Source organism: Ruegeria sp. BE3 (assembly GCF_056538865.1).
This window is the reverse complement of the sequence record NZ_JBQFTW010000001.1, coordinates 1,134,163-1,154,002: the sequence shown is the minus strand read 5'-3', so window position 1 is coordinate 1,154,002 and position 19,840 is coordinate 1,134,163. Positions and strand designations below refer to the sequence as shown.

Sequence of the window (19,840 nt, the reverse complement as noted above, 5' to 3'; positions counted from 1 at the left end):
CCCCTTGGTGCCGGGGTTCAGTTCAGGATGTCGACGACAGCGCCAATCAGGTTCAGGACTTTGCGTGTTTCGGGATCAACACGATATACATAATCCCCTGCGCGCAGGTAGTAATCGTTGCGGTTCAGACCATACCGATAGGGATTGTCAATCCAACGGTAATCCCGCGCGACGAACTCTCCATTGCGATAGATCTTTTTGGCCTGCCCCGGAGGAACGCAGGGCACGGATTTCTTGGCCAGGCCCGGCGGGCAATGCCCGCCTTTGTTTTTGGCGATAGCCACGCCAGGAGCCAAGGCCAGCGCTGCAAGTGTCGCAGTCGTTACCAGAAATTTCGTCATGATACGGTCCTTCGGCCTATTGGCTGTGCCTGTATCATCCATATGGTGGCAGGCCCAATGGCTTTCAATCCGTTGGGCAAAACGCCGCCGAGATCTTACTTTCGGCCGCGCGTTTCGAACCGAGGTAGCATCGCGCTGAAGTCGCGGCCCAGACCGTTTTCCTGTTCGACAAACTGCTCATACAGAGCGGTGGCGACCTGTCCCATTGGCGTGTCAGCATCGGCGCTGTCCGCCGCCTGCTGGCTTAGCCGCAAGTCCTTGAGCATCAGCTCAGCCGCGAAGCCGGGTTGATAGTCGTTGTCTGCCGGGCTTTGCGGCCCGACACCGGGTGCGGGGCAATAGGCATTCATCGTCCAGCTATAGCCAGATGAGGTGCTGACCACGTCAAACATCTTTTGCCGGTCCAGCCCGAGCTTATCGGCCAGCGCAAAGGCCTCGCAGGTGGCTATCATGGTAACGCCAAGGATCATGTTGTTGCAGATCTTGGCGGCTTGACCGGCACCTGCCTCACCGCAGTGGACCGCTTTCTGACCCATGATGTCGAACAGGGGGGCAGCCTTGGCAAAGGCGTCGTCAGAACCGCCGGCCATGAAGGTCAAAGTTCCTGCAGCCGCCCCACCGATCCCGCCGGATACAGGTGCATCAACGGCCTGAAGACCTGCATCGGAAGCCTGCTGTGCCACGGCGCGCGCGCTGTCGACATCTACGGTTGAGCAATCGATGAGTACCGCACCTTGGGTCATCGCCGGGATGACCTCGTCCGTAACCGCCCGCAGGATCTGCCCGTTGGGCAGCATTGTGATGACAGCTTCTGCGGTTGCAGCGGCTTCGGCCCCAGATGAGGCCATGGTCACGCCCTCAACGGTCACATCGGCCTGATCGAAGCCGACCACATCATGCCCGGCAGCCGCCAGATTCGCCGCCATCGGAGCGCCCATGTTGCCCAGTCCAATGAATGCAATTTTCATCTCTTATTCCTCCGAAAAACTCAGCGCGCTTTCGCCCAAAGGCTGCAGCATGTTTGCGACCGCTACTGCAGGTACGTTCATATCGGCAAATTGCCAGCGCGGGTTGCGATCCTTGTCGATGATCTGCGCACGGATGCCTTCCAGAAAATCACCGTGCTCCATCGCGCGATAAGTAAAGCGATACTCCATATCCAACGCCCTGCGCATCGTTAGGTTTGCTCCGCGCAGCCGATGCAGCATTTCGACAGTACAGGCCATCGAAATCGGAGAACTCCGTTTGAGGCCGTCGAGAATTTTCGTCGAAAATTCTTTGCCGTCGCTGCGTAGACCATTCAGAATATCGGTCAGGCTTTCACCGTCGAAGAAGGCATCGATCTGCGGTTGTATATCGGCCAGTGTTCCCTCGGGTGGTGTATCAACGTGCTCTTCGATGACGTTCGCGCGGCCTGAAGCCTCCAGGAGTTCGATAAGGTCCGGCCAACGGTCTTGCGGAATGAAGTGATCGGCAAAGCCCGCATATATGGCATCTGCGGGGCCCATGCGATGGCCGGTTGTGCCCAGATATTCACCCAGACGCCCAGGGGCCAGAGCCAGCATCAGCGAGCCGCCCACATCCGGGATAAGGCCGATCGAGCATTCCGGCATTGATATCTTTGAGCTTTCGCCAACGATGCGATGACTACCATGGCAACCGATGCCCACACCGCCCCCCATGGTGAAACCCTGCAGGAAGCTGATCACCGGTTTGGGATACTCAAAAATCATCGCGTTCAGTCGGTATTCGTCGCGCCAGAATGTGCGGCCGTAGTCGTAATCTCCCTTGGTTCCGGTGGCATAAAGGTCGGCAATGTCGCCGCCGGCGCAGAATGCTTTATCGCCTTCGGCATCAAAGATGATCAGGTCGACTGCATCATCCTCACGCCAGTTACGCAGGGCGGTGTCGATGGCCATGCACATCTCATAGCTCATCGCATTCAAGGCTTTTGGACGTGTCAGAGTAATGCGCCCGGCGCGCCCCACGGTGCGGATGTCAATGTCAGCCATAAGGTCCTCAGCGGTTGGCAAGCATCTGGCGCGCGACGATGACGCGCATGATCTCGTTCGTACCCTCAAGTATCTGATGCACGCGCAGATCACGCACAAGCTTTTCGATGCCATAATCCGCAAGATAGCCGTAGCCGCCATGCAGCTGCAGGCACTGGTCCACTACCTTCGATCCCGTCTCGGTCACGAATTTCTTCGCCATGGCGCAGAACTTGGTGGCGTCGGGCGCGCCCTGATCCAGTTTCCACGCAGCCTGCCGCAGAAAGGTGCGGGCGGCCTGCAATTCGATCTCCATATCCGCAAGGCGGAATTGCAGGGCCTGGAACTGATCAATGGACTGACCGAAGGCCTTGCGTTCGGACATGTATTGCAGGGTCATATCCAGCCCGTTCTGAGCGGCCCCCAACGAACACGACGCGATGTTCAATCGCCCGCCGTCAAGTCCCATCATGGCGTATTTGAAACCGTCGCCTTCTGCGCCAACCAAATTGCCGGAGGGGATTTTGCAGTCATCAAACTGAACCTGCGCCGTGGGTTGGCTCTTCCAGCCCATCTTCTGTTCTAATGCCCCAAAACTGAGGCCAGAGGTTCCGTCTTCGACGTAGACTGTCGAAATTCCCTTGGGGCCATCTTCGCCAGTGCGGACCATGCAGACATAAGCGTCCGAATAACCGCCACCCGAGATGAAGGCTTTGGAGCCGTTCAGGGTATAGCCTTCATTGGTTCGTTCAGCGCGGGTTTTCAGGGCGGCTGCGTCCGACCCCGAACCGGGTTCTGTCAGGCAATAGCTGAGAACCGTTTCAAGGCTGAGAATGCCCGGCATGATCCTGGATTTCAGTTCATCGCTGGCAAAGCTGTCCAGCATCTTGGCACACATATTGTGGATCGACAGGAACGCCGCGACCGAGGGGCAAGCCATCGACAACGCCTCGAACACCAAGGTCGCATCCAGGCGGCTCAGCCCTGATCCGCAGCTTTCTTCAGAAACGTATAGGGCACCGAACCCAAGTTCTCCGATCTTAGGCCAAAGCTCTTTCGGGATGGTGCCGTCAGCTTCCCACTGTCGCGCGTATGGGGCGATATGGTCTTGGCCAAAGGCATAGGCCATGTCGAAGATGGCTGTCTGTTCTTCGGTCAGTGCGAAATCCATAGCTGTGGTCCCTGTATTCTGCAGAATTGAACGAGCGTTTTATTCTTCAATCCTTACAGAAATTTTTCAACGTCGGCAAACGCTGCGGCCATGTTTGGGGGAAATGGGGGGCTGCGCTATACTGCGGGCATTCTACGGATCAATTTCTTGGAGTATTCTGATGGCCTCACACAAACTGGCCGTGATTGTGATTCACGGAATGGGCAGCCAGCACAAACCGCAGGGACAGCCCGCATCCACGACCCCGACCTTTTCAAAAGGCCTCAAACGACGCGTCTCGAACCGGGTGGGCGCGGATATGAGCCACGTTATCTGGCATGAGGTCGTCTGGGCGCAGATCCTGCAGGGGCGGCAGAAAGACTATCTGAAAAAGATCAATCGCAGTCTGGGTTATGACAAGCTACGTGAGTTTGTGGTGTGCAACCTCTCGGATGCAGCGTCTTATCGTCCGACGCCGGACGATGGGGACAAAATCTATGAAGCCATCCACCAAAAGATCGAGAATGTGATGGGGGTCGTCAAACATCAGGTTGGTCCTGATGGTCCGGTTCTGATCCTTGCCCATTCATTGGGTGGGCACATCATGTCGAACTACATCTACGACATGCAAGGCCATATGCGGCCGGGTGGTGGTTTGCCGGTGCATCAGACCGATGTCGAGAACATGAAAACCGTGGCCGGGTTCGTGACCTTAGGGTGCAACATTCCGATTTTCCTGTTTGCCTATCCCGAGAGCGATATTTTCCCCATCATGGCCCCCAACAGCGCGCTGCCTGCGGCGCTGCAATTCCCGACGTGGTGGTACAACTACTACGACAAGCATGACGTTCTGGGCTTTCCGCTGGGCAAAAGCGCGCCGCGTTACAAGCAATTGTCTGATAGTGGAGCCCTTAAGGACAAGCCGATCAACGCGGGCAAGATCTTTACCTCGTGGAACCCGTTTTCCCACAACGGCTACTGGACCGATCGCGATCTCTATGCGCCGGTGGCGGATCGGATCAAAGAGATTTTGGCTCTGACCTAAGGCCTAAAGGTCCGCGTGAAATTCCTCGATCAGGTGTTTCACGACGGCCATACCCGGATCTTCTCCGCGCGCAACGGCTTCGGCATAGGCACGACGCTGGCGCGTGGCCGAAGTGCCGTTTTCGGCGATCTGACGCAGGCGGGCGAGTTCTGTCATGGTTCCCAAAGCCTCGGCATCTTCGGCCAGCATGCCCATCAACTCACCCATCAGATCAGCCATGGGCGTGATCGCGCGGTCGCCGAAATCGATCAACCCTTCGCCCACGCCATAGCGTTGCGCGCGCCAGCGGTTTTCGCCGATTAGGAACTTATCGTACTGTCGCCACCGTAGGTTGCGGGCTTTCAGGCGGCATAACATCCGGGTCAGCGCCTGTACTAGTGCGGCCAGAGATAGCGTATGCTCCAACCGGGGCTGCACGTCCATGATACGGGTTTCCAACGTCGGAAAACGATGTGACGGGCGCAAATCCCACCAGATTTTCGTTGTGTCCTCGATCACGCCCAGCTCGACGAGAACACCTGTTGTCCGTTCATATTCACCCCAACTGCCAAAAATAGGAGGTAGACCCGTGCGGGGCAGATTGTCGAATACGGTCAGCCGGTACGAGGACAGGCCCGTATCCTCGCCATTCCAATAGGGTGATGAGGTCGACAACGCCAACAGGTGGGGCAGAAAGTAAGACAGTTGCGGCATCAGATCAGCACGTAGCGCCTGATCCTGCACCCCCACATGCACATGCATTCCACAGATCAGCATACGACGCGCCACGCCGCCAAGCGCGTGCTGCAAGGCATCATAGCGTTCTTTGCGCGTGTGATGCTGATCTTTCCAATTCGCGAACGGGTGGCACGAAACGGCGATGGGGGCCAGGTTGTACTCTGCCGCACGTTTTGAAACGCATGATCGCAGGCGCTTCAGGTCTTCTCGGGCGGTTTTGACTGTCGCGTGTGGGCGGGTTCCGACCTCGATCTGGCATTGCAGGAATTCGGGGCTGACCTGACCCTCGAAATCTGCCTGACAAGCCTCCATCAACGCTTCGGGGGCTTCGGCCAGCTGCAGACTGTCGCAGTCGACCAGCAGATATTCCTCTTCGATACCGATCGTAAATTCCTGCTGCATGGCGGCCCTCGTTCGTCAATTCAGATCAGTGAATACGGAAATTTCCGTTTTGCCAAGGGTTTGAGGTGCAGGGTTCTTGCGAATGCCCCGCTGGCGCGGGTAAGGAACAGGCAGAACCGAATGTGGAGCTTCGCGTGAAACCCAGGAAATTTCCCCAGATCAACGCAGCCCTTGATGAGTTGGGGGTAAAGCTGGTCGACAAATCTGTCGAGAATGATGAACGCGCGCGACTTGAGGCGTTTGAGCGGGCAGGGGGGCTGACCCGCCCGGCCTATGCGTTGTCACCGGGGATGGCGGAGTTCGACATCTCGCAGCTGGTTGAGGAATACGCGCAGCACAAGGCGGCGCTTGAGGCGTTGAAGGACCTCGAACGTAATCAAACCGGATATCGGTTGGGGAACGGCTATTACGACAGCCCGGATGCGGACGCGCTGTATCTGATGATCCGCAGGTTCCAGCCGAAGCGCGTGATCGAGGTAGGTTGCGGCAACTCGACCCGCGTCACGCGGCAGGCGATTGTCGACGGTGGATTGCAGACAGAAATCACCGCGATCGATCCCTATCCCCGCGCCGATATCGCCCATGTGGTTGATCATTTTGAGCAGAAACGGTTGGAAGAGGTCGACCCGGCGATGTTCGAACAGCTCGGAGCCGGAGACGTTTTGTTCATCGACTCCAGCCACGTTGTTCGGATGAGCAATGACGTGGCTCACCTATTCTGCCGGATTATTCCCACGCTGAAACCGGGTGTTGTGATCCATGTCCACGATGTTTTTCTGCCCTACGAATATCCCAAGCGGTTTTTCTATGATTGCCCGGGGTGGGGAGAGCAGTACATCCTGCACGCCTTGCTGCAATCTGGTGCATATTCAATGCTTTGGCCGGGGTACTACCTACAACAGGATCACCCCGAAGCCGTTGAAGCGTTGCCGTTCCTGAAGGATGGCCGGGCGCAAAGCATATGGGTTCAGATCAAAGAAAATTGACCCGGATGTGATCCGGACGCCGCAGTGTCGCGTAACCCTCTCCATAACAAGCTGGAGAGGAGTTAACAGCCATGTTCCGCCGCACATTCATGGGCGCCGCCGCCGCACTCGCATTGACACTTCCGGTCAAAGCGCAAGCTGCTGATATCGTCGATACCGCCGTTTCTGCTGGGTCATTCAACACTCTGGTCGCTGCTGTTCAGGCCGCAGGTCTGGTCGACACGCTGAAAGGTGAAGGCCCGTTTACAGTTTTTGCACCCACGGATGAGGCTTTTGCCGCATTGCCTGAAGGCACGGTGGAAACGCTGCTTCTGCCCGAAAACAAAGATCAACTGGTGTCGATCCTGACCTATCACGTGGTGCCAGCCAAAGTGATGTCTGGCGACATCGCAGGCAAGCGCGCGAAGGTGCTCACGGTCCAGGGTGATCGTCTGAGTGTGAACGCAAAGAACGGTGTCAAGGTGAACGGGGCTGAAGTTATTCAGGCTGATATCGAGGCGAGCAATGGCGTTATACACGTCGTGGACGAAGTGATCTTGCCTGAGTGAACCTTTAAGACCCCCTTTAAACACAAAGCCCCGGTCCAAATGGCCGGGGCTTCTTTTTGAAAGCGTTAGCTGATTACAGCAGGCGCACCTGAGTGCCGACCTGCACCAGCGGATACAGTTCTTCTACATGCTGGTTATAAAGGCCGATGCAACCCGATGAGCTCTGCCGGCCGATTTTACGCGTATCATGGGTGCCATGCACCAGATAGGCGGGCCAGGACAGGTACATCGCGCGGGTACCCAGCGGGTTACCCGGATCGCCACCTTCCATACGGACGGGCAGCGATGGATCACGTTCACGCATCGATGCGGTCGGGGTCCAGCTTGGGTTTTCGCGCTTGCGCACCACCTCGGTATAGCCGCGCTTGGTCAGTTCCTCGCTCATCGGAACCGAGCTTGGGTAGAGCCTGTACGTTCCGTCCGGTCCCCAATAGTGCACCGCGCGGCTGGTAATGTCGGCCAGCAAACAGCCTACGCCCAGCTCATCGAAATGATCCTGCCAGTCCTGCTGCGAAAACGACGAGACGTTGCGGCGCACCGGCAACTGCGTGCTGATCGCATCCTCATCCTGCGGGAAAGCGTCCAGACTTTGCGCGCGCACCAAAGCAGGCGTTGCAATCAGTGATGCAACCCCCAACAGGGCAGAGCGGCGGTTCATGCGATTTTGGGACAAGGCTGCCTCCGGAAATATCAACTGCTCGAGCATTCGAATTGGCGGTAAAATATTGGTGATTGCCTCATTTTTCCAGAGGGGCACTGCTGAATTTCTTGTGAGGTGCGGCTTGGCGCGAATTTGGGCCGAGAAATGAAAAACCCGGCCAAATATGGCCGGGTTTGCGTTATAGCGACAAAAGCGATCAGTCCATCGCTTTGAAGTTGAACTCGCCGCCTTCCTTGATGCCCGAGGGCCAGCGCGAGGTGACGGTTTTCGTGCGGGTATAGAACTTGAAGCTGTCCGGGCCATGCTGGTTCAGGTCGCCGAACATGGATTTCTTCCAGCCGCCAAAGGTGTGATAGGCCAGCGGCACCGGGATTGGGACGTTGATGCCGACCATGCCAATGTTCACTCGGCTGGCAAAGTCGCGCGCCGTATCACCGTCACGAGTGAAGATCGCGGTGCCGTTGCCGTATTCATGATCCATCGCCAGTTTCAGCGCCTCTTCATACGAACCGGCGCGTACGGTGGACAGAACCGGGCCAAAGATTTCCTGCTTGTAGATGTCCATGTCGGGCGTGACATTGTCGAACAGGTGCGGACCGACGAAGAAGCCGTCTTCATAGCCCTGCAGGCTGAAGTCGCGGTTATCGACAACCAGCTTCGCGCCCTGTTCCTCGCCCGAGTTGATCAGGCCAAGAATGCGTTCTTTCGCGGCTCCGGTCACAACCGGACCCATGTCCACATCATCGCCAGCCGTATAGGGACCAACCTTCAGCTTTTCGACGCGGGGGATCAACTTCTCGATCAGCGCGTCGGCGGTTTCTTCACCCACCGGAACGGCAACCGAGATTGCCATGCAGCGTTCGCCCGCAGCGCCGAAACCGGCTCCAACCAGCGCGTCAGCTGCTTGATCCAGATCGGCGTCCGGCATGACGATCATGTGGTTCTTTGCACCACCAAAGCACTGCGCACGCTTGCCGTTAGCGGTGGCACGGGAATAGATATACTGCGCAATCGGGGTCGAGCCCACGAACGAAACGCCCTGAATGATCTCGCTGTCGAGCAGGGTGTCGACGGCCTCTTTGTCGCCATTCACAACCTGGAATACGCCTTTGGGCAGACCGGCTTCGATGAACAGTTCCGCCAGCATCAAGGGGACCGAGGGGTCGCGCTCGGACGGCTTCAGCACAACGGCGTTGCCACAAGCCAGCGCCGGACCAACATGCCACAACGGCATCATGGCAGGGAAGTTGAACGGCATGATCGATGCAACAACACCAAGCGGCTGGCGCATCGAGTACATATCGATGCCTGGGCCCGCGCTGTCGGTGAATTCACCTTTCAACATCTGAGGCGCACCGATGCAGTATTCGATCACCTCAAGACCGCGTTGCAGATCGCCCTTGGCGTCGGGCAGGGTCTTGCCGTGTTCGCGACTGAGCGCTTCGGCCAGCTTGTCCATATCGCGGTTCATCAGGCCAACCATGGCCATCATCACGCGGGCGCGCTTTTGCGGGTTGGTGGCCCCCCAAGCAACCTGGGCTGCAGCGGCGTGTTCTATGGCTGCAGTGGTTTCAGCCGCACTGGCCATCGGACATTTATACTGCACCTCGCCCGTGGCGGGGTTAAACACATCGTCGAAACGGCCCGATGTGCCGGCGACATTTTCACCATTGATGAAATGGGTCAGGTCGTTCATCGCAAACTCCTCCAAACAAAGTTGCGCGCAGAATAGGCTTGCGAAAATCCATTGAACAGAGGCAATGTTTCAAATCAGTTTTGCAAAAATGCAAAGGGCACGAGATGACACCGAACTGGGATGATCTGCGCGTATTTCTAGCCGTGGCACGCGAGGAAAGCCTGTCAGCGGCGGGCAGGATGCTCAAAATTGATCCGGCCACGGTGGGGCGTAGGGTTGCGCGGCTTGAAGCCGCATTGGACGCGGTTTTGTTTACGAAATCCCAGCAGGGATATGTGCTGACGACTGCCGGCCAACGGTTGATGGATCACGGGCAGCAGGCCGAAGAGGCGATGCGCGCAGCGGCGGGGGCCATGTCCGGCTCGGCCAAATCGTTAAGTGGTCAGATCCGCATCGGAGCGCCAGATGGCAGCGCCAACTATCTTTTGCCGCAGGTCTGCGCAAAGATCGGCGATGCCAATCCAGATCTGGATATCCAGATACTGGCCCTTCCACGTATCATCAATCTGTCCCGGCGCGAGGCCGATATGGCGATCACAGTTAGTGCGCCGACCGCCGGGAAATTGCTTGTCCAGAAGATCACGGACTACAAGTTACATCTCGTTGCCGCTCAATCCTATCTCGACCGCAATCCGCCAATCCGATCGGTGAATGATCTCTGTGATCATCGCATGATCGGCTATATCCCGGATATGATCTTTGATCGTGAGTTGGACTATCTCAACGATATTGGGATTGAGCGTGTCGCACTTGCATCAAATTCAGTGTCGGTGCAGCTGCGGCAGGTCTCGTTGGGTTCGGGTGTCGGCGTCGCACATGACTTCACATTACCGTTTCACAAGGGATTGCAGAAAATCCTGACGGATCAGGTAAGTTTGACCCGAGGGTTCTATCTGGTTCGTCATCAGGGCGACCAACGCAATGAGCGGTTGAACCGCTTCGCCGAGGCCCTGACTCGTGGCCTGCGAGACGAAGTGGCGCGGCTTGAGCGGGAAGCTTCGCCTTGACACATTCAGACATTCCGGCAACGCTTTGGAAAACAGTACGTTATACCGGAGGTTTTGCTAATGCTTGTTCAGGCCATTCTTAAATCCAAGGCCACTGACGAGGTGGTGACGGTCGAACCATCAGCAACGGTCTCTCAGGCGGCCGAAATTCTGGCAAGCAAGCGGATTGGTACTGTGGTCATTTCCGAAGACGGCGGTCAGACGGCGGCGGGCATTTTATCTGAACGTGATATTGTGCGCGAACTTGCAGCCAGCGGCAGCGGATGCCTCGGCAAGCCTGTAAGCGCCTATATGACCAAGGACCTTGTGACGGCCACGCGACAGGACACGGTTGAGGCCATTCTGTCTCGCATGACCGAAGGCCGGTTTCGCCACATGCCCGTCGTGGAAGAGGGCAAACTGATCGGGATCGTCACGCTGGGCGATGCGGTGAAGGCACAACTGGCTGAGCTTGCGATGGAAAAAGACGCGCTTGAAGGCATGATTATGGGGCACTGAGGTCGCGTGGTGCACAGCTGACCCTTGCACCTGCGGCAAAGATGTGTTTGCTAGCGCAGAAATATTATTGCGCAGGAGGGCCTGATGCGGGTTGGATTATATCCTGGAACCTTTGATCCGATCACCTTGGGTCATATCGATATCATCCGTCGGGCCGCAGCTCTGGTGGACAAGCTTGTAATCGGGGTTGCAATCAATCGCGACAAAGGGCCGTTGTTTTCACTGGAAGAACGCGTGGCGATGATTGAGGCTGAATGCGCGCATCTCACCGAACAGACCGGCACCGAGATCGTGGCGCATCCTTTCGAAAACCTGCTGATTGACTGTGCCCGCGATGTAGGGGCACAGATCATTGTGCGTGGTCTGCGGGCGGTTGCGGATTTTGAGTATGAATTCCAGATGGTTGGAATGAACCGTGCGCTGGACAACTCGATTGAGACGGTCTTTTTGATGGCCGAAGCGCGGCATCAGGCGATTGCCTCGAAACTGGTGAAGGAAATCGCCCGGCTGGACGGAGACGTGTCGAAATTCGTCACGCCCCGTGTAAATGCTGCTCTGCGAGAGCGCTTAGGATAAAGCGCCCATCGCTGTGGCGGTGTCCAGCATCCGGTTCGAGAAACCCCATTCATTGTCATACCAGGCAAGTACGCGAACCAAGGTTCCGTCGGTTACTTTTGTTTCCGCCAGGGATACAGTTGAGCTGTGAGAGTCGTGATTGAAGTCGATTGAGATCAGTGGGCGTGTCTCGGCGGCCAATACACTAGGAATCTTCGCCGCGGCTTCGACGAACAGGGCATTGACCTCATCTTCGGTGGTTGGGCGAGAAACTTCGGCCACGAGATCGACGACCGAAACATTTGGCGTCGGCACACGGATTGCTTGCCCGGTCAGCTTTCCGGCCAATTGAGGCAGGACCAACCCGACGGCCGATGCTGCACCGGTCGTGGTTGGGATCATCGACAGAGCTGCTGCTCGAGACAGGTAGGGATCCTTGCCTGCAGTATCATGCACCGGCTGGCTGGCCGTATAGGCATGGACGGTGGTCATGTTGCCATGCTTGATGCCCAGTCCCGCATCCAAAGCCGCTGCGACAGGTGACAGGCAGTTGGTGGTGCAAGAAGCGTTGGAGACAACAATGTCGTCGGCAGTCAGCTCGTGATCGTTGACGCCGAACACTACGGTCTTCACCCCGCCATCGCCACGGGCAGGGGCCGAGATCAGAACTTTCTTCGATCCGTTTTTAAGGTGCCGCTCAGCCGCCTCGCGGGTGCGGAAGACGCCTGTGCATTCCAAAACGACATCCACATCCGACCAGTCCAGTGCTTCGGGGTCGCGCTCGCTGGTCAGCCGGATGGGGCCGGCGCCCACGTCCAGACCAGCGTCGCTGAGCGTGACCGGGTTGGGATAGCGGCCATGAACGCTGTCGAATTCAAACAGATGCGCGTTCATTTCCGGTTTAGCCAGATCGTTGATTGCGACGATTTCGACATCGGTACGGTCCGATTCCATCACCGCGCGCAGAACTCCGCGTCCGATACGTCCAAATCCGTTGATTGCCAGCTTGAGTGTCATGATGCGCTCCGTCCGAATGTCGTCCAAGAATGGTTAGCGCTAACAATGACAGATTGCGCCGAAAGTCAAGCAAAACCTCTGTCAGCGCCAAAAGGCGAGCCAGTCGAGGAAATCATAAAGTTTCTTGCCGAGAAAGAGCATGTGCTCGGTTCCGAACAAAGCCACATCCAACATCAGGCCGCCAAGAATGAGAACTCCGAGCCAGATGGCGATTTGATTGGTCATGGGGTGCCCCGAACGAAAATGCCCGCCCAGATAACCTGAGCGGGCATAAGGGTACAAGCGATGTGCGAAGGGTCAGTTAAGGCGGCCCATCGCAACAGCGACATCTGCCATACGAACCGAGAAGCCCCATTCGTTGTCATACCACGCCAACACACGCACCATTCGGTTGTCGACCACGCGGGTCTGATCCGGTGCGAAGATCGAGCTTTCTTCGGTGTGGTTGAAATCGGTCGAGACCAGCGGCGCGGGCTCATAGCCCAGAACGCGCTGCATCGGGCCTTTGGCGGCTTCTTCGACGATGGCGTTCACCTCTTCAACGGTGACGTCGCGCGACGCGCGGAACGACAGGTCAACGGCCGAAACATTCGGGGTGGGCACGCGGATGGCTGAGCCATCCAGACGGCCTTTCAGATTGGGCAGAACCTCACCCAGTGCTGCCGCAGCACCGGTCGAGGTCGGGATCATCGACATGGCTGCCGCGCGAGCACGATAGAGGTCACTGTGGCGACGGTCGAGTGTCGGCTGGTCGCCGGTATAGGCGTGGATGGTGGTCATGATGCCATGCTCGATGCCAACGCCTTCGTCCAGAACCTTGGCAAGCGGAGCAAGGCAGTTCGTGGTGCAGGAGCCGTTCGAGACCATGTTGTCATTCGCGGTCAGCGTGTTGTGGTTCACACCGAACACGATAGTTTTGTCGACATTCTTGCCAGGGGCCGACAGCAGAACTTTGCCCGCGCCACGATCGAGGTGGGTCTTGGCCTTTACGCCGTCGTTGAATTTGCCGGTGCATTCCAAGACGACATCACAGCCTTCCCAATCCAGCTCATTCATGTCGTAGGTGGAAAACATCTCCATCGGGCCGCGGCCCAGATCCATGGTGTTGCCTTCGATCGAGACCTCACGCGGGAAACGTCCGTGGACGCTGTCGTATTTCAGCAGATGCGCCGAGGTTTCCAGCGGGCCGGTGGCGTTGACTTTGATCACTTCGATGTCGTTGCGCGCCGATGCGGCGATGTGCGACAGGGTACAGCGGCCAATGCGGCCAAAACCATTGATACCGACCTTGATGGTCATTCGACGTCTCCAAAATGCGCTTGTGTTGCTGCGCATATAGCCGCGAATGTGGAATCCCAAAAGGGCAAAATTGGCATATTTTTAAGGTGTTAGCGCAAACCTGACCCGGTTGCGCTAACGCTTGCGCTAGCCGTTGGATCAGGTAGGGTCCAATCCGAGCGGACGATTGGAAAGGAAGCGCGATGAGTGGTCTTTTGGCCCTGTTGGATGACGTGGCAGGCATTGCAAAGGTCGCGGCAACCTCGGTTGACGATGTGGTTGCTGCTGCCGGCAAGGCGGGGGCCAAGACCGCTGGTGTAATCATCGACGACGCCGCAGTGACGCCCAAATACGTTCAGGGTTTTGCTCCGGCGCGGGAACTTCCGATCATCTGGCGGATCGCGCGGGGTTCGATCTTCAACAAGATCATTCTGTTGCTGCCCGTTGCGCTGCTGCTGGCAAACTTTGCCCCATGGCTGATAACGCCGCTGCTCATGATAGGGGGGTCTTATCTGTGCTTTGAGGGGGCTGAGAAGATTTTTCATGTCCTGTTCCCGCATGGGAGCAAGGTGATCGAAGAGGACATGAAAAACCCCGATCCCGGTCATCTGGAAGAGCAAAAGGTGAAGGGTGCGATCAAGACCGACTTCATCCTGTCTGCTGAAATCATGACCATCGCTTTGGCGGCCATTGAGGCTCCGAACGTCTGGATGCAAGCCGCGACGCTGGCCGTTGTGGGTATAGGCGTGACCGTCGCGGTCTACGGCTCGGTCGCACTGATCGTGAAGATGGATGATGTCGGTTTGTATCTGGCGCAAAACGCACCGACGCCGATTGGGCGCGGAACGGGCAGGGGTCTGGTCAAGGCGATGCCCGTTGTCATGAAGGTTTTGTCAATCGTCGGAACCGCTGCGATGCTGTGGGTCGGCGGGTCGATCATGATCCACGGCATGGAGGTTTTGGGCTTTGGCTGGCTGGGTCATCTCATTTACGACTGGGCCTATGCAGCGAGTCATATTGTGTCTGAGCAATGGGCCGGCGCGGTAAAGTGGATCGCCAAGGCGACAATGGATGGTGTGTTCGGTCTGGCCTATGGGCTGGCTCTGATACCCCTGGCAACCAAGTTTCTGTCCCCGGCGATCAGCGCGTTTTCGGGCTCGGCGAAAAGACATTGAAACCAAGATCATGTGACGTGAGGTTTCGTCTGGCGTGCCCGCAAGGGCAGAGTATGGTCCAGCCGTAACTCATCAAATGTGAAATCCATGACAAAACTCAGCCTCTCCCAGGTTCTTGGCAGTTCAGAACGCATTGACGGGGATTTGCAGTTTCCTGTTCCGCCAAATTGGATGCAGGGTCGCACGACATATGGCGGGTTCTCTTCTGCCTTGTTGCTGGCTGCAGCGAGACATGCGGTCGACGATCTGCCACCTTTGCGCTCGGCCCTGATCAATTTCACCGCGCCCATAGGATCACCTCCGCTGATCGAAACCGAGGTGCTTCGCAAAGGGCGGAATGTCACGACGATCAGTGCACGGGCGAGGATTGAGGGTAAAACAGCCGCGTTGGGGACATTCACTTTCGGGCAGGCGCAGGACAGCCATGTGGCGTTTGCGCTTCCGGCGAAAGCAGAGACGCTACCAGAGGCGACCGATCACTATTTTCCACCGAATCTGCCAAGGCTTCCCATCGCGTTTCTGGAAAATTTTGATGTTCGATTGATCGAAGGTGCGCGGCCATTTGCTGGGGCTGAACATGGATATGTAAAAGTCTGGGCGCGCCATAATGATGCCGAGATGCGGGGCCGGATCGAGGGCTTGATCGCCATCGCTGATCTGCTGCCACCCGCAATATTTCCGACGTTGAAAAAACCGGGTAACAACTCGTCAATGAACTGGATATTCAATGTGTTGTCCGAAGACATTCAAACCCGTGATGGCTGGTGGCTGATGGAACATAAGCTGACAGCCGGACATGACGGCTACAGCTCTCAGGTCATGCGGATGTGGAACACCGAGGGCGATCTGGTCGTTGATGGCATGCAGTCGGTGATCATCTTCGTCTAACAAAAAAAGGCCCCGGTGTTGACCGGGGCCTTGTAGTTACGTTCTGCGGAACTAGCCCAGCAGTTCTTTAACCTTTGCAACTGTGGCCTCGGCAGTGATGCCGAAATGCTTGTACAACTCACCGGCAGGGGCTGATGCGCCGAAGCTGGACATGCCGATGAAACCGGCCTTGGCCTCACGTCCGCGCTCGCCTAGCAGCCAGCGGTCCCAGCCTCCGGCACGGACGGCGGCCTCGATGCCCACGCGCACTGCGCCCGCAGGCAGAACGCGCTTGCGATAGGCTTCATCCTGCTCAGCGAACAATTCCATGCAGGGCATGGATACAACGCGGGTACCGATGCCTTCGGCTTCGAGCGTCGCTTTGGCTTCCATCGCCAGCGATACCTCCGAGCCAGTGGCGATCAGTATGGCCTGACGTTTGCTTTCGGCCTCGGCCAGAACATAGGCGCCTTGTGCGGTCAGGTTCTTGCCTTTGTGCTGTGTCCGCACGGTCGGCACGCCTTGACGGGTCAGCGACAGGACCGAAGGGCTGTCCTTGAAGGTCAGCGCCAGTTCCCAGGCCTCAGCCGTTTCCACCGTATCAGCGGGGCGGAACACATAGGTGTTTGGCGTCGCGCGCGAGATGGCAAGATGCTCGACCGGCTGGTGAGTCGGGCCATCTTCGCCAAGACCGATCGAGTCATGGGTCATCACGAAGACCGACGGGACTTTCATCAACGCTGCTAGGCGCATCGAGGGACGGGCATAGTCGGTGAAGGCCATGAACGTGCCGCCATAGGGACGAATGCCGCCATGTAGTGCCATGCCGTTCATCGCCGCGGCCATGCCGTGTTCACGAATACCATAGTGGATGTAGCGACCCTTGCGGTTTTCCGGCAGGAACACACCCATATCCGCAGACTTGGTGTTGTTCGAGCCAGTCAGGTCAGCCGAGCCGCCAATGGTTTCGGTCATGATCGGGTTAACGACGTTCAGAACCTTTTCCGACGAGGCACGGGTCGCCAGTTTAGGCTGGTCTTCCGACATCTGTTTCTTGAACGCGCGAATTGCGCCCGCCAGCTTCTTGGGGGCTTCGAACAAGTAGGCGCGGTTGAACTCGGCTTGCTTGCGCTCGGAGATCTGAGCAAAACGCTCTTCCCAGGCTGCTCGCTCAGCAGCACCGCGTGCGCCGATGGCTTCCCATGCAGATTTGACATTTGCCGGAACCTCAAACGCGTCGTGCGGCCAGCCGTAGCCGTCTTTCGCGGCTTGCAACTGATCCTGATCCGTCAGCGCACCGTGGCCTTTCGAAGTGTCCTGCGCTGCGTGACCCAGAGCGATATGGCTTTCGCACGCAATCATGGTCGGTTTGTTCGACTTCTTGGCCTGAACGATAGCGGCGTCGATGGCCTTTGGGTCATGGCCGTCGATCTCGATGACATGCCAGCCCGAGGCCGCAAAGCGGCGCACCTGATCGGTGCGGTCGGCCATATCGACGGTGCCGTCGATGGTGATGTTGTTGTTGTCCCAGAACACGATCAGTTTGCTGAGTTCGTGACGACCGGCCAGAGTGATGGCCTCTTGGCTGACGCCCTCCATCAGGCAGCCATCGCCAGCGATGACATAGGTATAGTGATCGACGACTTTCTTGCCATAATGCGCGCGCTGAATCTCTTCTGCCATCGCGAAGCCAACAGCATTCGAAATACCCTGACCCAGCGGGCCCGTTGTGGTCTCGATCCCGTCGATCAGGAAGTTTTCGGGGTGGCCGGCGGTTTTTGCACCCAGCTGGCGGAAGTTCTTGATCTCGTCCAGCGTCACATCGGCATGGCCGGTGAGATAGAGCAGCGAATAAACCAGCATCGAGCCGTGACCTGCAGACAGGATAAAGCGGTCGCGGTCAGGCCAGTTCGGGGCGGATGCGTCGAATTTCAGGTGCTTTTCAAACAGCACCGTTGCGACGTCGGCCATGCCCATCGGCATGCCGGAATGGCCGGAATTGGCGGCGGCGACGGCGTCAAGGGTCAGGGTGCGGATGGCCGCAGCTTTGTCCCAGTGTTCGGGGTTTGCAGTGCGCAGCGCAGTCAGGTCCACGGGCGTTATTCCTTTGGGTTACGGGCAGATGGGGCGCTGAATATCATCCGCCTGTCAAAGTGCAAGCAGAACCCGATATTACCTTTGTGTGGCGCTTCAAGTGTGCTGCGCAAGTGCTTGAAACCAAACAGTGGGTATTTTCTGTCACATTCCGTTAGACTAGGGGTTAGAGCCGCCACCCTTGATTCGGGCAGGCGCGCGACAGAGAGAACCTTGGTAAAGAGGTGACAGGGGCATGAGCCAGATCGAAGAACTACAACGCCGTATCATAACTGCGATGGAGCGGATCGGCAGCGGTGTCGAGTCGTTGCAAAATATTACTCCGACAGGGGGTGATGACGCAGCGATACGCGCCGCACTAGAAGAAGAGCGTTTGGCGAATGCGCAATTGGAAGAGCGGATCAAAACGCTCAAGGAACGCCATGCGCAGGAAATCGACGCAATGCGCGCTCAACCGCCCCAGAGCGACGAAACGGAAACGCTGCGCGTACAATTGGCCGAAGCCACATCCAAGCTGGCCACGGTTGAGGCCGCACGGGCCGAGTTGGCAGATGCAAAGGCTGCGCTTGAGAACAGCGACGAGGTTGCAACTCTGAAGGCAGAAATTGAAACGCTGAGTAGCTATCAAGGAGCGGCTGAAGAGGCCGAGTCTCTGCGCGCGGAAGTGGAGCAACTGACGCCGATTGCGGATCGTGCTGAAGAGATGGAAGCGGAACTCAGCCAGTTGCGTGCTGAGCTTGTTGACAGCGAACGCCTGACCGAACTCAACGCTGAGCTTGAGATGCTACGCGCGGAACGCGCCAGTCATGGTGCGGCAATGTCCCGGTTGGATGATGACCTTCAACGACTGCGCGGCGCGAACGAGCAATTGCGTACAGTTGTCGATGAACTCCGGGCCGCCGCCGAAGAAGGTGTGGCTGATGCGGAAATGCTGAACCGCGCGACGGCGGCAGAGCTTGAAGCAACCCGCGCTGCCCGGGCGTCTGACGCTGCTGAAGCGCATGCGGTGCTCGCACGACTTGAGCCGTTGTTATCCCACGCCAAACTGGCTGAAGGAGAGGTGGAATAATGCCCGAAGTAACCATTCATATCGGTGGCCGCGGCTTTGACGTTTCTTGCCAGGACGGGGAAGAAGCGTTTCTGCAGGCCGCAGCCAAGTTGTTGGACGATGAGGCGCAGGTGCTGTCGGATCAGATCGGGCGCATGCCTGAATCGCGTATGTTGCTGATGGCTGGCCTGATGTTGGCTGACAAGGCCGCAGCTCAGGACGATCGCGTGAAACTGGCCGAAGCGAAACTGGCCGAGGTTGAGGCAGAGCTCAACCGCCTGCGCAATATGCCTCAGCCTCAACCAGAGCGGATCGAAGTTGCGGTGGTACCGCCTTCGGTGACGGATACTCTGGCGGAAATGGCCGCGCGGGCGGAAGCTTTGGCGGCTGTTATTGAAGAGAAAACAGTATGATACGCCTGAAGTGCGTTTCTCTTTGCGCCTGTGCGCTATCGCTTTGGGCTCCAGCGGCGTTGGCAGAGATCGACATACTCACGGTGACGTTCTCATGTGAGAACGCCACGCAGGTACCAGTGGCCTACTTCAACGCTGCGGACGGAACAGGTGCCGCCGCAATGGTCATCGATGGCCAGTTGATAGCGATGCAGCAAACCGAAAGTGGGTCAGGCATACGCTATGAATCTGCCGGTGCGGACGGAACTTACACGTTGCGGTCCAAAGGGTGGGAAGCCACGATCAGCCATCAGGCCGAAGGCAGCACAGCCCCCGAACTGGTCTTGTTCAGGGACTGTAGCAGCCGATAAA

General features: G+C 57.5%; 22 protein-coding genes. 11 read left to right on the top strand and 11 right to left on the bottom strand.

What is annotated here, in order from left to right; all coding sequences use genetic code 11:
* Positions 1-17: 17 nt before the first annotated feature.
* From ACR0AZ_RS05745 to ACR0AZ_RS05730, 4 genes are all read right to left on the bottom strand, one after another.
* Positions 18-341, bottom strand: coding sequence for a hypothetical protein (locus ACR0AZ_RS05745; RefSeq protein WP_480666983.1), 324 nt, complete (start codon positions 339-341; stop codon positions 18-20).
* A gap of 95 nt (positions 342-436) precedes the next feature.
* Positions 437-1,309, bottom strand: a complete 873-nt coding sequence (gene mmsB, locus ACR0AZ_RS05740) for a 3-hydroxyisobutyrate dehydrogenase (RefSeq protein WP_480666982.1) — start codon at positions 1,307-1,309, stop codon at positions 437-439.
* Positions 1,310-1,312: 3 nt separating this feature from the next.
* Positions 1,313-2,353, bottom strand: coding sequence for an enoyl-CoA hydratase/isomerase family protein (locus ACR0AZ_RS05735; protein WP_480666980.1), 1,041 nt, complete (start codon positions 2,351-2,353; stop codon positions 1,313-1,315).
* 7 nt (positions 2,354-2,360) lie between these two features.
* Positions 2,361-3,503: an acyl-CoA dehydrogenase family protein gene (locus ACR0AZ_RS05730; protein WP_480469929.1), complete on the bottom strand. Its 1,143-nt coding sequence runs from the start codon at positions 3,501-3,503 to the stop codon at positions 2,361-2,363.
* Positions 3,504-3,663: 160 nt separating this feature from the next.
* Here ACR0AZ_RS05730 and ACR0AZ_RS05725 point away from each other — a divergent pair, with 160 nt between their 5' ends.
* Positions 3,664-4,527, top strand: a complete 864-nt coding sequence (locus ACR0AZ_RS05725) for a hypothetical protein (RefSeq protein WP_480666979.1) — start codon at positions 3,664-3,666, stop codon at positions 4,525-4,527.
* A gap of 3 nt (positions 4,528-4,530) precedes the next feature.
* On the opposite strand, the gene ACR0AZ_RS05720 is transcribed toward ACR0AZ_RS05725, so the two are convergent.
* On the bottom strand, positions 4,531-5,646 hold the full coding sequence (locus tag ACR0AZ_RS05720) for a carboxylate-amine ligase (protein WP_480657811.1): 1,116 nt from the start codon (positions 5,644-5,646) through the stop codon (positions 4,531-4,533).
* Between the two features lie 134 nt (positions 5,647-5,780).
* On the opposite strand from ACR0AZ_RS05720, the gene ACR0AZ_RS05715 reads away from it, so the two are divergent.
* Positions 5,781-6,632 (top strand): class I SAM-dependent methyltransferase, encoded by an 852-nt coding sequence (locus ACR0AZ_RS05715; protein ID WP_480469926.1) that lies wholly within the window; start codon positions 5,781-5,783, stop codon positions 6,630-6,632.
* A gap of 71 nt (positions 6,633-6,703) precedes the next feature.
* Positions 6,704-7,180 carry a fasciclin domain-containing protein gene (locus ACR0AZ_RS05710; protein WP_480469925.1) on the top strand — a complete coding sequence of 159 codons (477 nt, stop codon included), beginning with the start codon at positions 6,704-6,706 and terminating at the stop codon, positions 7,178-7,180.
* A 73-nt stretch (positions 7,181-7,253) separates the two neighbouring features.
* Here the strand turns inward: ACR0AZ_RS05710 and ACR0AZ_RS05705 are convergent, their stop codons facing one another.
* Positions 7,254-7,838, bottom strand: a complete 585-nt coding sequence (locus tag ACR0AZ_RS05705; RefSeq protein WP_480469924.1) for a L,D-transpeptidase — start codon at positions 7,836-7,838, stop codon at positions 7,254-7,256.
* Between the two features lie 199 nt (positions 7,839-8,037).
* Positions 8,038-9,537, bottom strand: a complete 1,500-nt coding sequence (locus tag ACR0AZ_RS05700) for a CoA-acylating methylmalonate-semialdehyde dehydrogenase (protein WP_480666978.1) — start codon at positions 9,535-9,537, stop codon at positions 8,038-8,040.
* Between the two features lie 104 nt (positions 9,538-9,641).
* Here ACR0AZ_RS05700 and ACR0AZ_RS05695 point away from each other — a divergent pair, with 104 nt between their 5' ends.
* The 3 genes from ACR0AZ_RS05695 (at position 9,642) to coaD (ending at position 11,618) form a co-directional block, all read left to right on the top strand.
* Positions 9,642-10,544 carry a LysR family transcriptional regulator gene (locus ACR0AZ_RS05695; protein ID WP_480469922.1) on the top strand — a complete coding sequence of 301 codons (903 nt, stop codon included), beginning with the start codon at positions 9,642-9,644 and terminating at the stop codon, positions 10,542-10,544.
* Positions 10,545-10,604: 60 nt separating this feature from the next.
* A complete protein-coding gene (locus ACR0AZ_RS05690; protein ID WP_480469921.1) occupies positions 10,605-11,042 on the top strand; it encodes a CBS domain-containing protein in 438 nt (145 codons plus the stop codon).
* An 84-nt stretch (positions 11,043-11,126) separates the two neighbouring features.
* Complete coding sequence (gene coaD, locus ACR0AZ_RS05685; RefSeq protein WP_480469920.1) at positions 11,127-11,618, top strand: pantetheine-phosphate adenylyltransferase; 492 nt, start codon at positions 11,127-11,129, stop codon at positions 11,616-11,618.
* Here coaD and gap (ACR0AZ_RS05680) read toward each other — a convergent pair.
* From gap (ACR0AZ_RS05680) to gap (ACR0AZ_RS05670), 3 genes are all read right to left on the bottom strand, one after another.
* Positions 11,610-12,614, bottom strand: coding sequence for a type I glyceraldehyde-3-phosphate dehydrogenase (gene gap / locus ACR0AZ_RS05680; RefSeq protein ID WP_480657806.1), 1,005 nt, complete (start codon positions 12,612-12,614; stop codon positions 11,610-11,612). The two genes, coaD and gap (ACR0AZ_RS05680), sit on opposite strands and share 9 nt — an antisense overlap.
* An 81-nt stretch (positions 12,615-12,695) precedes the next feature.
* Positions 12,696-12,839 carry a hypothetical protein gene (locus ACR0AZ_RS05675; protein WP_480469918.1) on the bottom strand — a complete coding sequence of 48 codons (144 nt, stop codon included), beginning with the start codon at positions 12,837-12,839 and terminating at the stop codon, positions 12,696-12,698.
* Between the two features lie 72 nt (positions 12,840-12,911).
* Positions 12,912-13,913 (bottom strand): type I glyceraldehyde-3-phosphate dehydrogenase, encoded by a 1,002-nt coding sequence (gap, locus tag ACR0AZ_RS05670; protein ID WP_480469917.1) that lies wholly within the window; start codon positions 13,911-13,913, stop codon positions 12,912-12,914.
* 182 nt (positions 13,914-14,095) lie between these two features.
* On the opposite strand from gap (ACR0AZ_RS05670), the gene ACR0AZ_RS05665 reads away from it, so the two are divergent.
* Positions 14,096-15,067: a DUF808 domain-containing protein gene (locus ACR0AZ_RS05665; RefSeq protein WP_480469916.1), complete on the top strand. Its 972-nt coding sequence runs from the start codon at positions 14,096-14,098 to the stop codon at positions 15,065-15,067.
* Positions 15,068-15,154: 87 nt separating this feature from the next.
* Positions 15,155-15,955, top strand: coding sequence for a thioesterase family protein (locus ACR0AZ_RS05660; RefSeq protein ID WP_480657804.1), 801 nt, complete (start codon positions 15,155-15,157; stop codon positions 15,953-15,955).
* Positions 15,956-16,006: 51 nt separating this feature from the next.
* Here ACR0AZ_RS05660 and tkt read toward each other — a convergent pair whose 3' ends face one another.
* The gene (gene tkt, locus ACR0AZ_RS05655; protein WP_480666976.1) at positions 16,007-18,028 is read right to left on the bottom strand and encodes a transketolase; all 2,022 of its coding nucleotides are present in this window, start codon (positions 18,026-18,028) and stop codon (positions 16,007-16,009) included.
* A gap of 235 nt (positions 18,029-18,263) precedes the next feature.
* Between tkt and ACR0AZ_RS05650 the strand changes: the two genes are divergently transcribed.
* From ACR0AZ_RS05650 to ACR0AZ_RS05640, 3 genes are read left to right on the top strand one after another with little or no spacing between them, the layout of a single operon-like run.
* A complete protein-coding gene (locus ACR0AZ_RS05650; protein WP_480469913.1) occupies positions 18,264-19,097 on the top strand; it encodes a hypothetical protein in 834 nt (277 codons plus the stop codon).
* Positions 19,097-19,489, top strand: coding sequence for a cell division protein ZapA (locus ACR0AZ_RS05645; protein ID WP_480469912.1), 393 nt, complete (start codon positions 19,097-19,099; stop codon positions 19,487-19,489). The genes ACR0AZ_RS05650 and ACR0AZ_RS05645 overlap by 1 nt, the downstream gene beginning before the upstream one ends.
* Entirely contained in the window at positions 19,486-19,839 is a 354-nt protein-coding gene (locus tag ACR0AZ_RS05640; protein ID WP_480469911.1) for an MliC family protein, read from the top strand. The genes ACR0AZ_RS05645 and ACR0AZ_RS05640 overlap by 4 nt, the downstream gene beginning before the upstream one ends.
* Position 19,840 lies beyond the last annotated feature (1 nt).

Bases quoted from the DNA above. Each gene is read 5' to 3' on its own strand.
- ACR0AZ_RS05745 (WP_480666983.1), bottom strand. From the start codon at position 341: ATGACGAAATTTCTGGTAACGACTGCGACACTTGCAGCGCTGGCCTTG.
- mmsB (WP_480666982.1), bottom strand. From the start codon at position 1,309: ATGAAAATTGCATTCATTGGACTGGGCAACATGGGCGCTCCGATGGCG.
- ACR0AZ_RS05735 (WP_480666980.1), bottom strand. From the start codon at position 2,353: ATGGCTGACATTGACATCCGCACCGTGGGGCGCGCCGGGCGCATTACT.
- ACR0AZ_RS05730 (WP_480469929.1), bottom strand. From the start codon at position 3,503: ATGGATTTCGCACTGACCGAAGAACAGACAGCCATCTTCGACATGGCC.
- ACR0AZ_RS05725 (WP_480666979.1), top strand. From the start codon at position 3,664: ATGGCCTCACACAAACTGGCCGTGATTGTGATTCACGGAATGGGCAGC.
- ACR0AZ_RS05720 (WP_480657811.1), bottom strand. From the start codon at position 5,646: ATGCAGCAGGAATTTACGATCGGTATCGAAGAGGAATATCTGCTGGTC.
- ACR0AZ_RS05710 (WP_480469925.1), top strand. From the start codon at position 6,704: ATGTTCCGCCGCACATTCATGGGCGCCGCCGCCGCACTCGCATTGACA.
- ACR0AZ_RS05705 (WP_480469924.1), bottom strand. From the start codon at position 7,838: ATGAACCGCCGCTCTGCCCTGTTGGGGGTTGCATCACTGATTGCAACG.
- ACR0AZ_RS05700 (WP_480666978.1), bottom strand. From the start codon at position 9,537: ATGAACGACCTGACCCATTTCATCAATGGTGAAAATGTCGCCGGCACA.
- ACR0AZ_RS05695 (WP_480469922.1), top strand. From the start codon at position 9,642: ATGACACCGAACTGGGATGATCTGCGCGTATTTCTAGCCGTGGCACGC.
- ACR0AZ_RS05690 (WP_480469921.1), top strand. From the start codon at position 10,605: ATGCTTGTTCAGGCCATTCTTAAATCCAAGGCCACTGACGAGGTGGTG.
- coaD (WP_480469920.1), top strand. From the start codon at position 11,127: ATGCGGGTTGGATTATATCCTGGAACCTTTGATCCGATCACCTTGGGT.
- gap (WP_480657806.1), bottom strand. From the start codon at position 12,614: ATGACACTCAAGCTGGCAATCAACGGATTTGGACGTATCGGACGCGGA.
- ACR0AZ_RS05675 (WP_480469918.1), bottom strand. From the start codon at position 12,839: ATGACCAATCAAATCGCCATCTGGCTCGGAGTTCTCATTCTTGGCGGC.
- gap (WP_480469917.1), bottom strand. From the start codon at position 13,913: ATGACCATCAAGGTCGGTATCAATGGTTTTGGCCGCATTGGCCGCTGT.
- ACR0AZ_RS05665 (WP_480469916.1), top strand. From the start codon at position 14,096: ATGAGTGGTCTTTTGGCCCTGTTGGATGACGTGGCAGGCATTGCAAAG.
- ACR0AZ_RS05660 (WP_480657804.1), top strand. From the start codon at position 15,155: ATGACAAAACTCAGCCTCTCCCAGGTTCTTGGCAGTTCAGAACGCATT.
- ACR0AZ_RS05650 (WP_480469913.1), top strand. From the start codon at position 18,264: ATGAGCCAGATCGAAGAACTACAACGCCGTATCATAACTGCGATGGAG.
- ACR0AZ_RS05645 (WP_480469912.1), top strand. From the start codon at position 19,097: ATGCCCGAAGTAACCATTCATATCGGTGGCCGCGGCTTTGACGTTTCT.
- ACR0AZ_RS05640 (WP_480469911.1), top strand. From the start codon at position 19,486: ATGATACGCCTGAAGTGCGTTTCTCTTTGCGCCTGTGCGCTATCGCTT.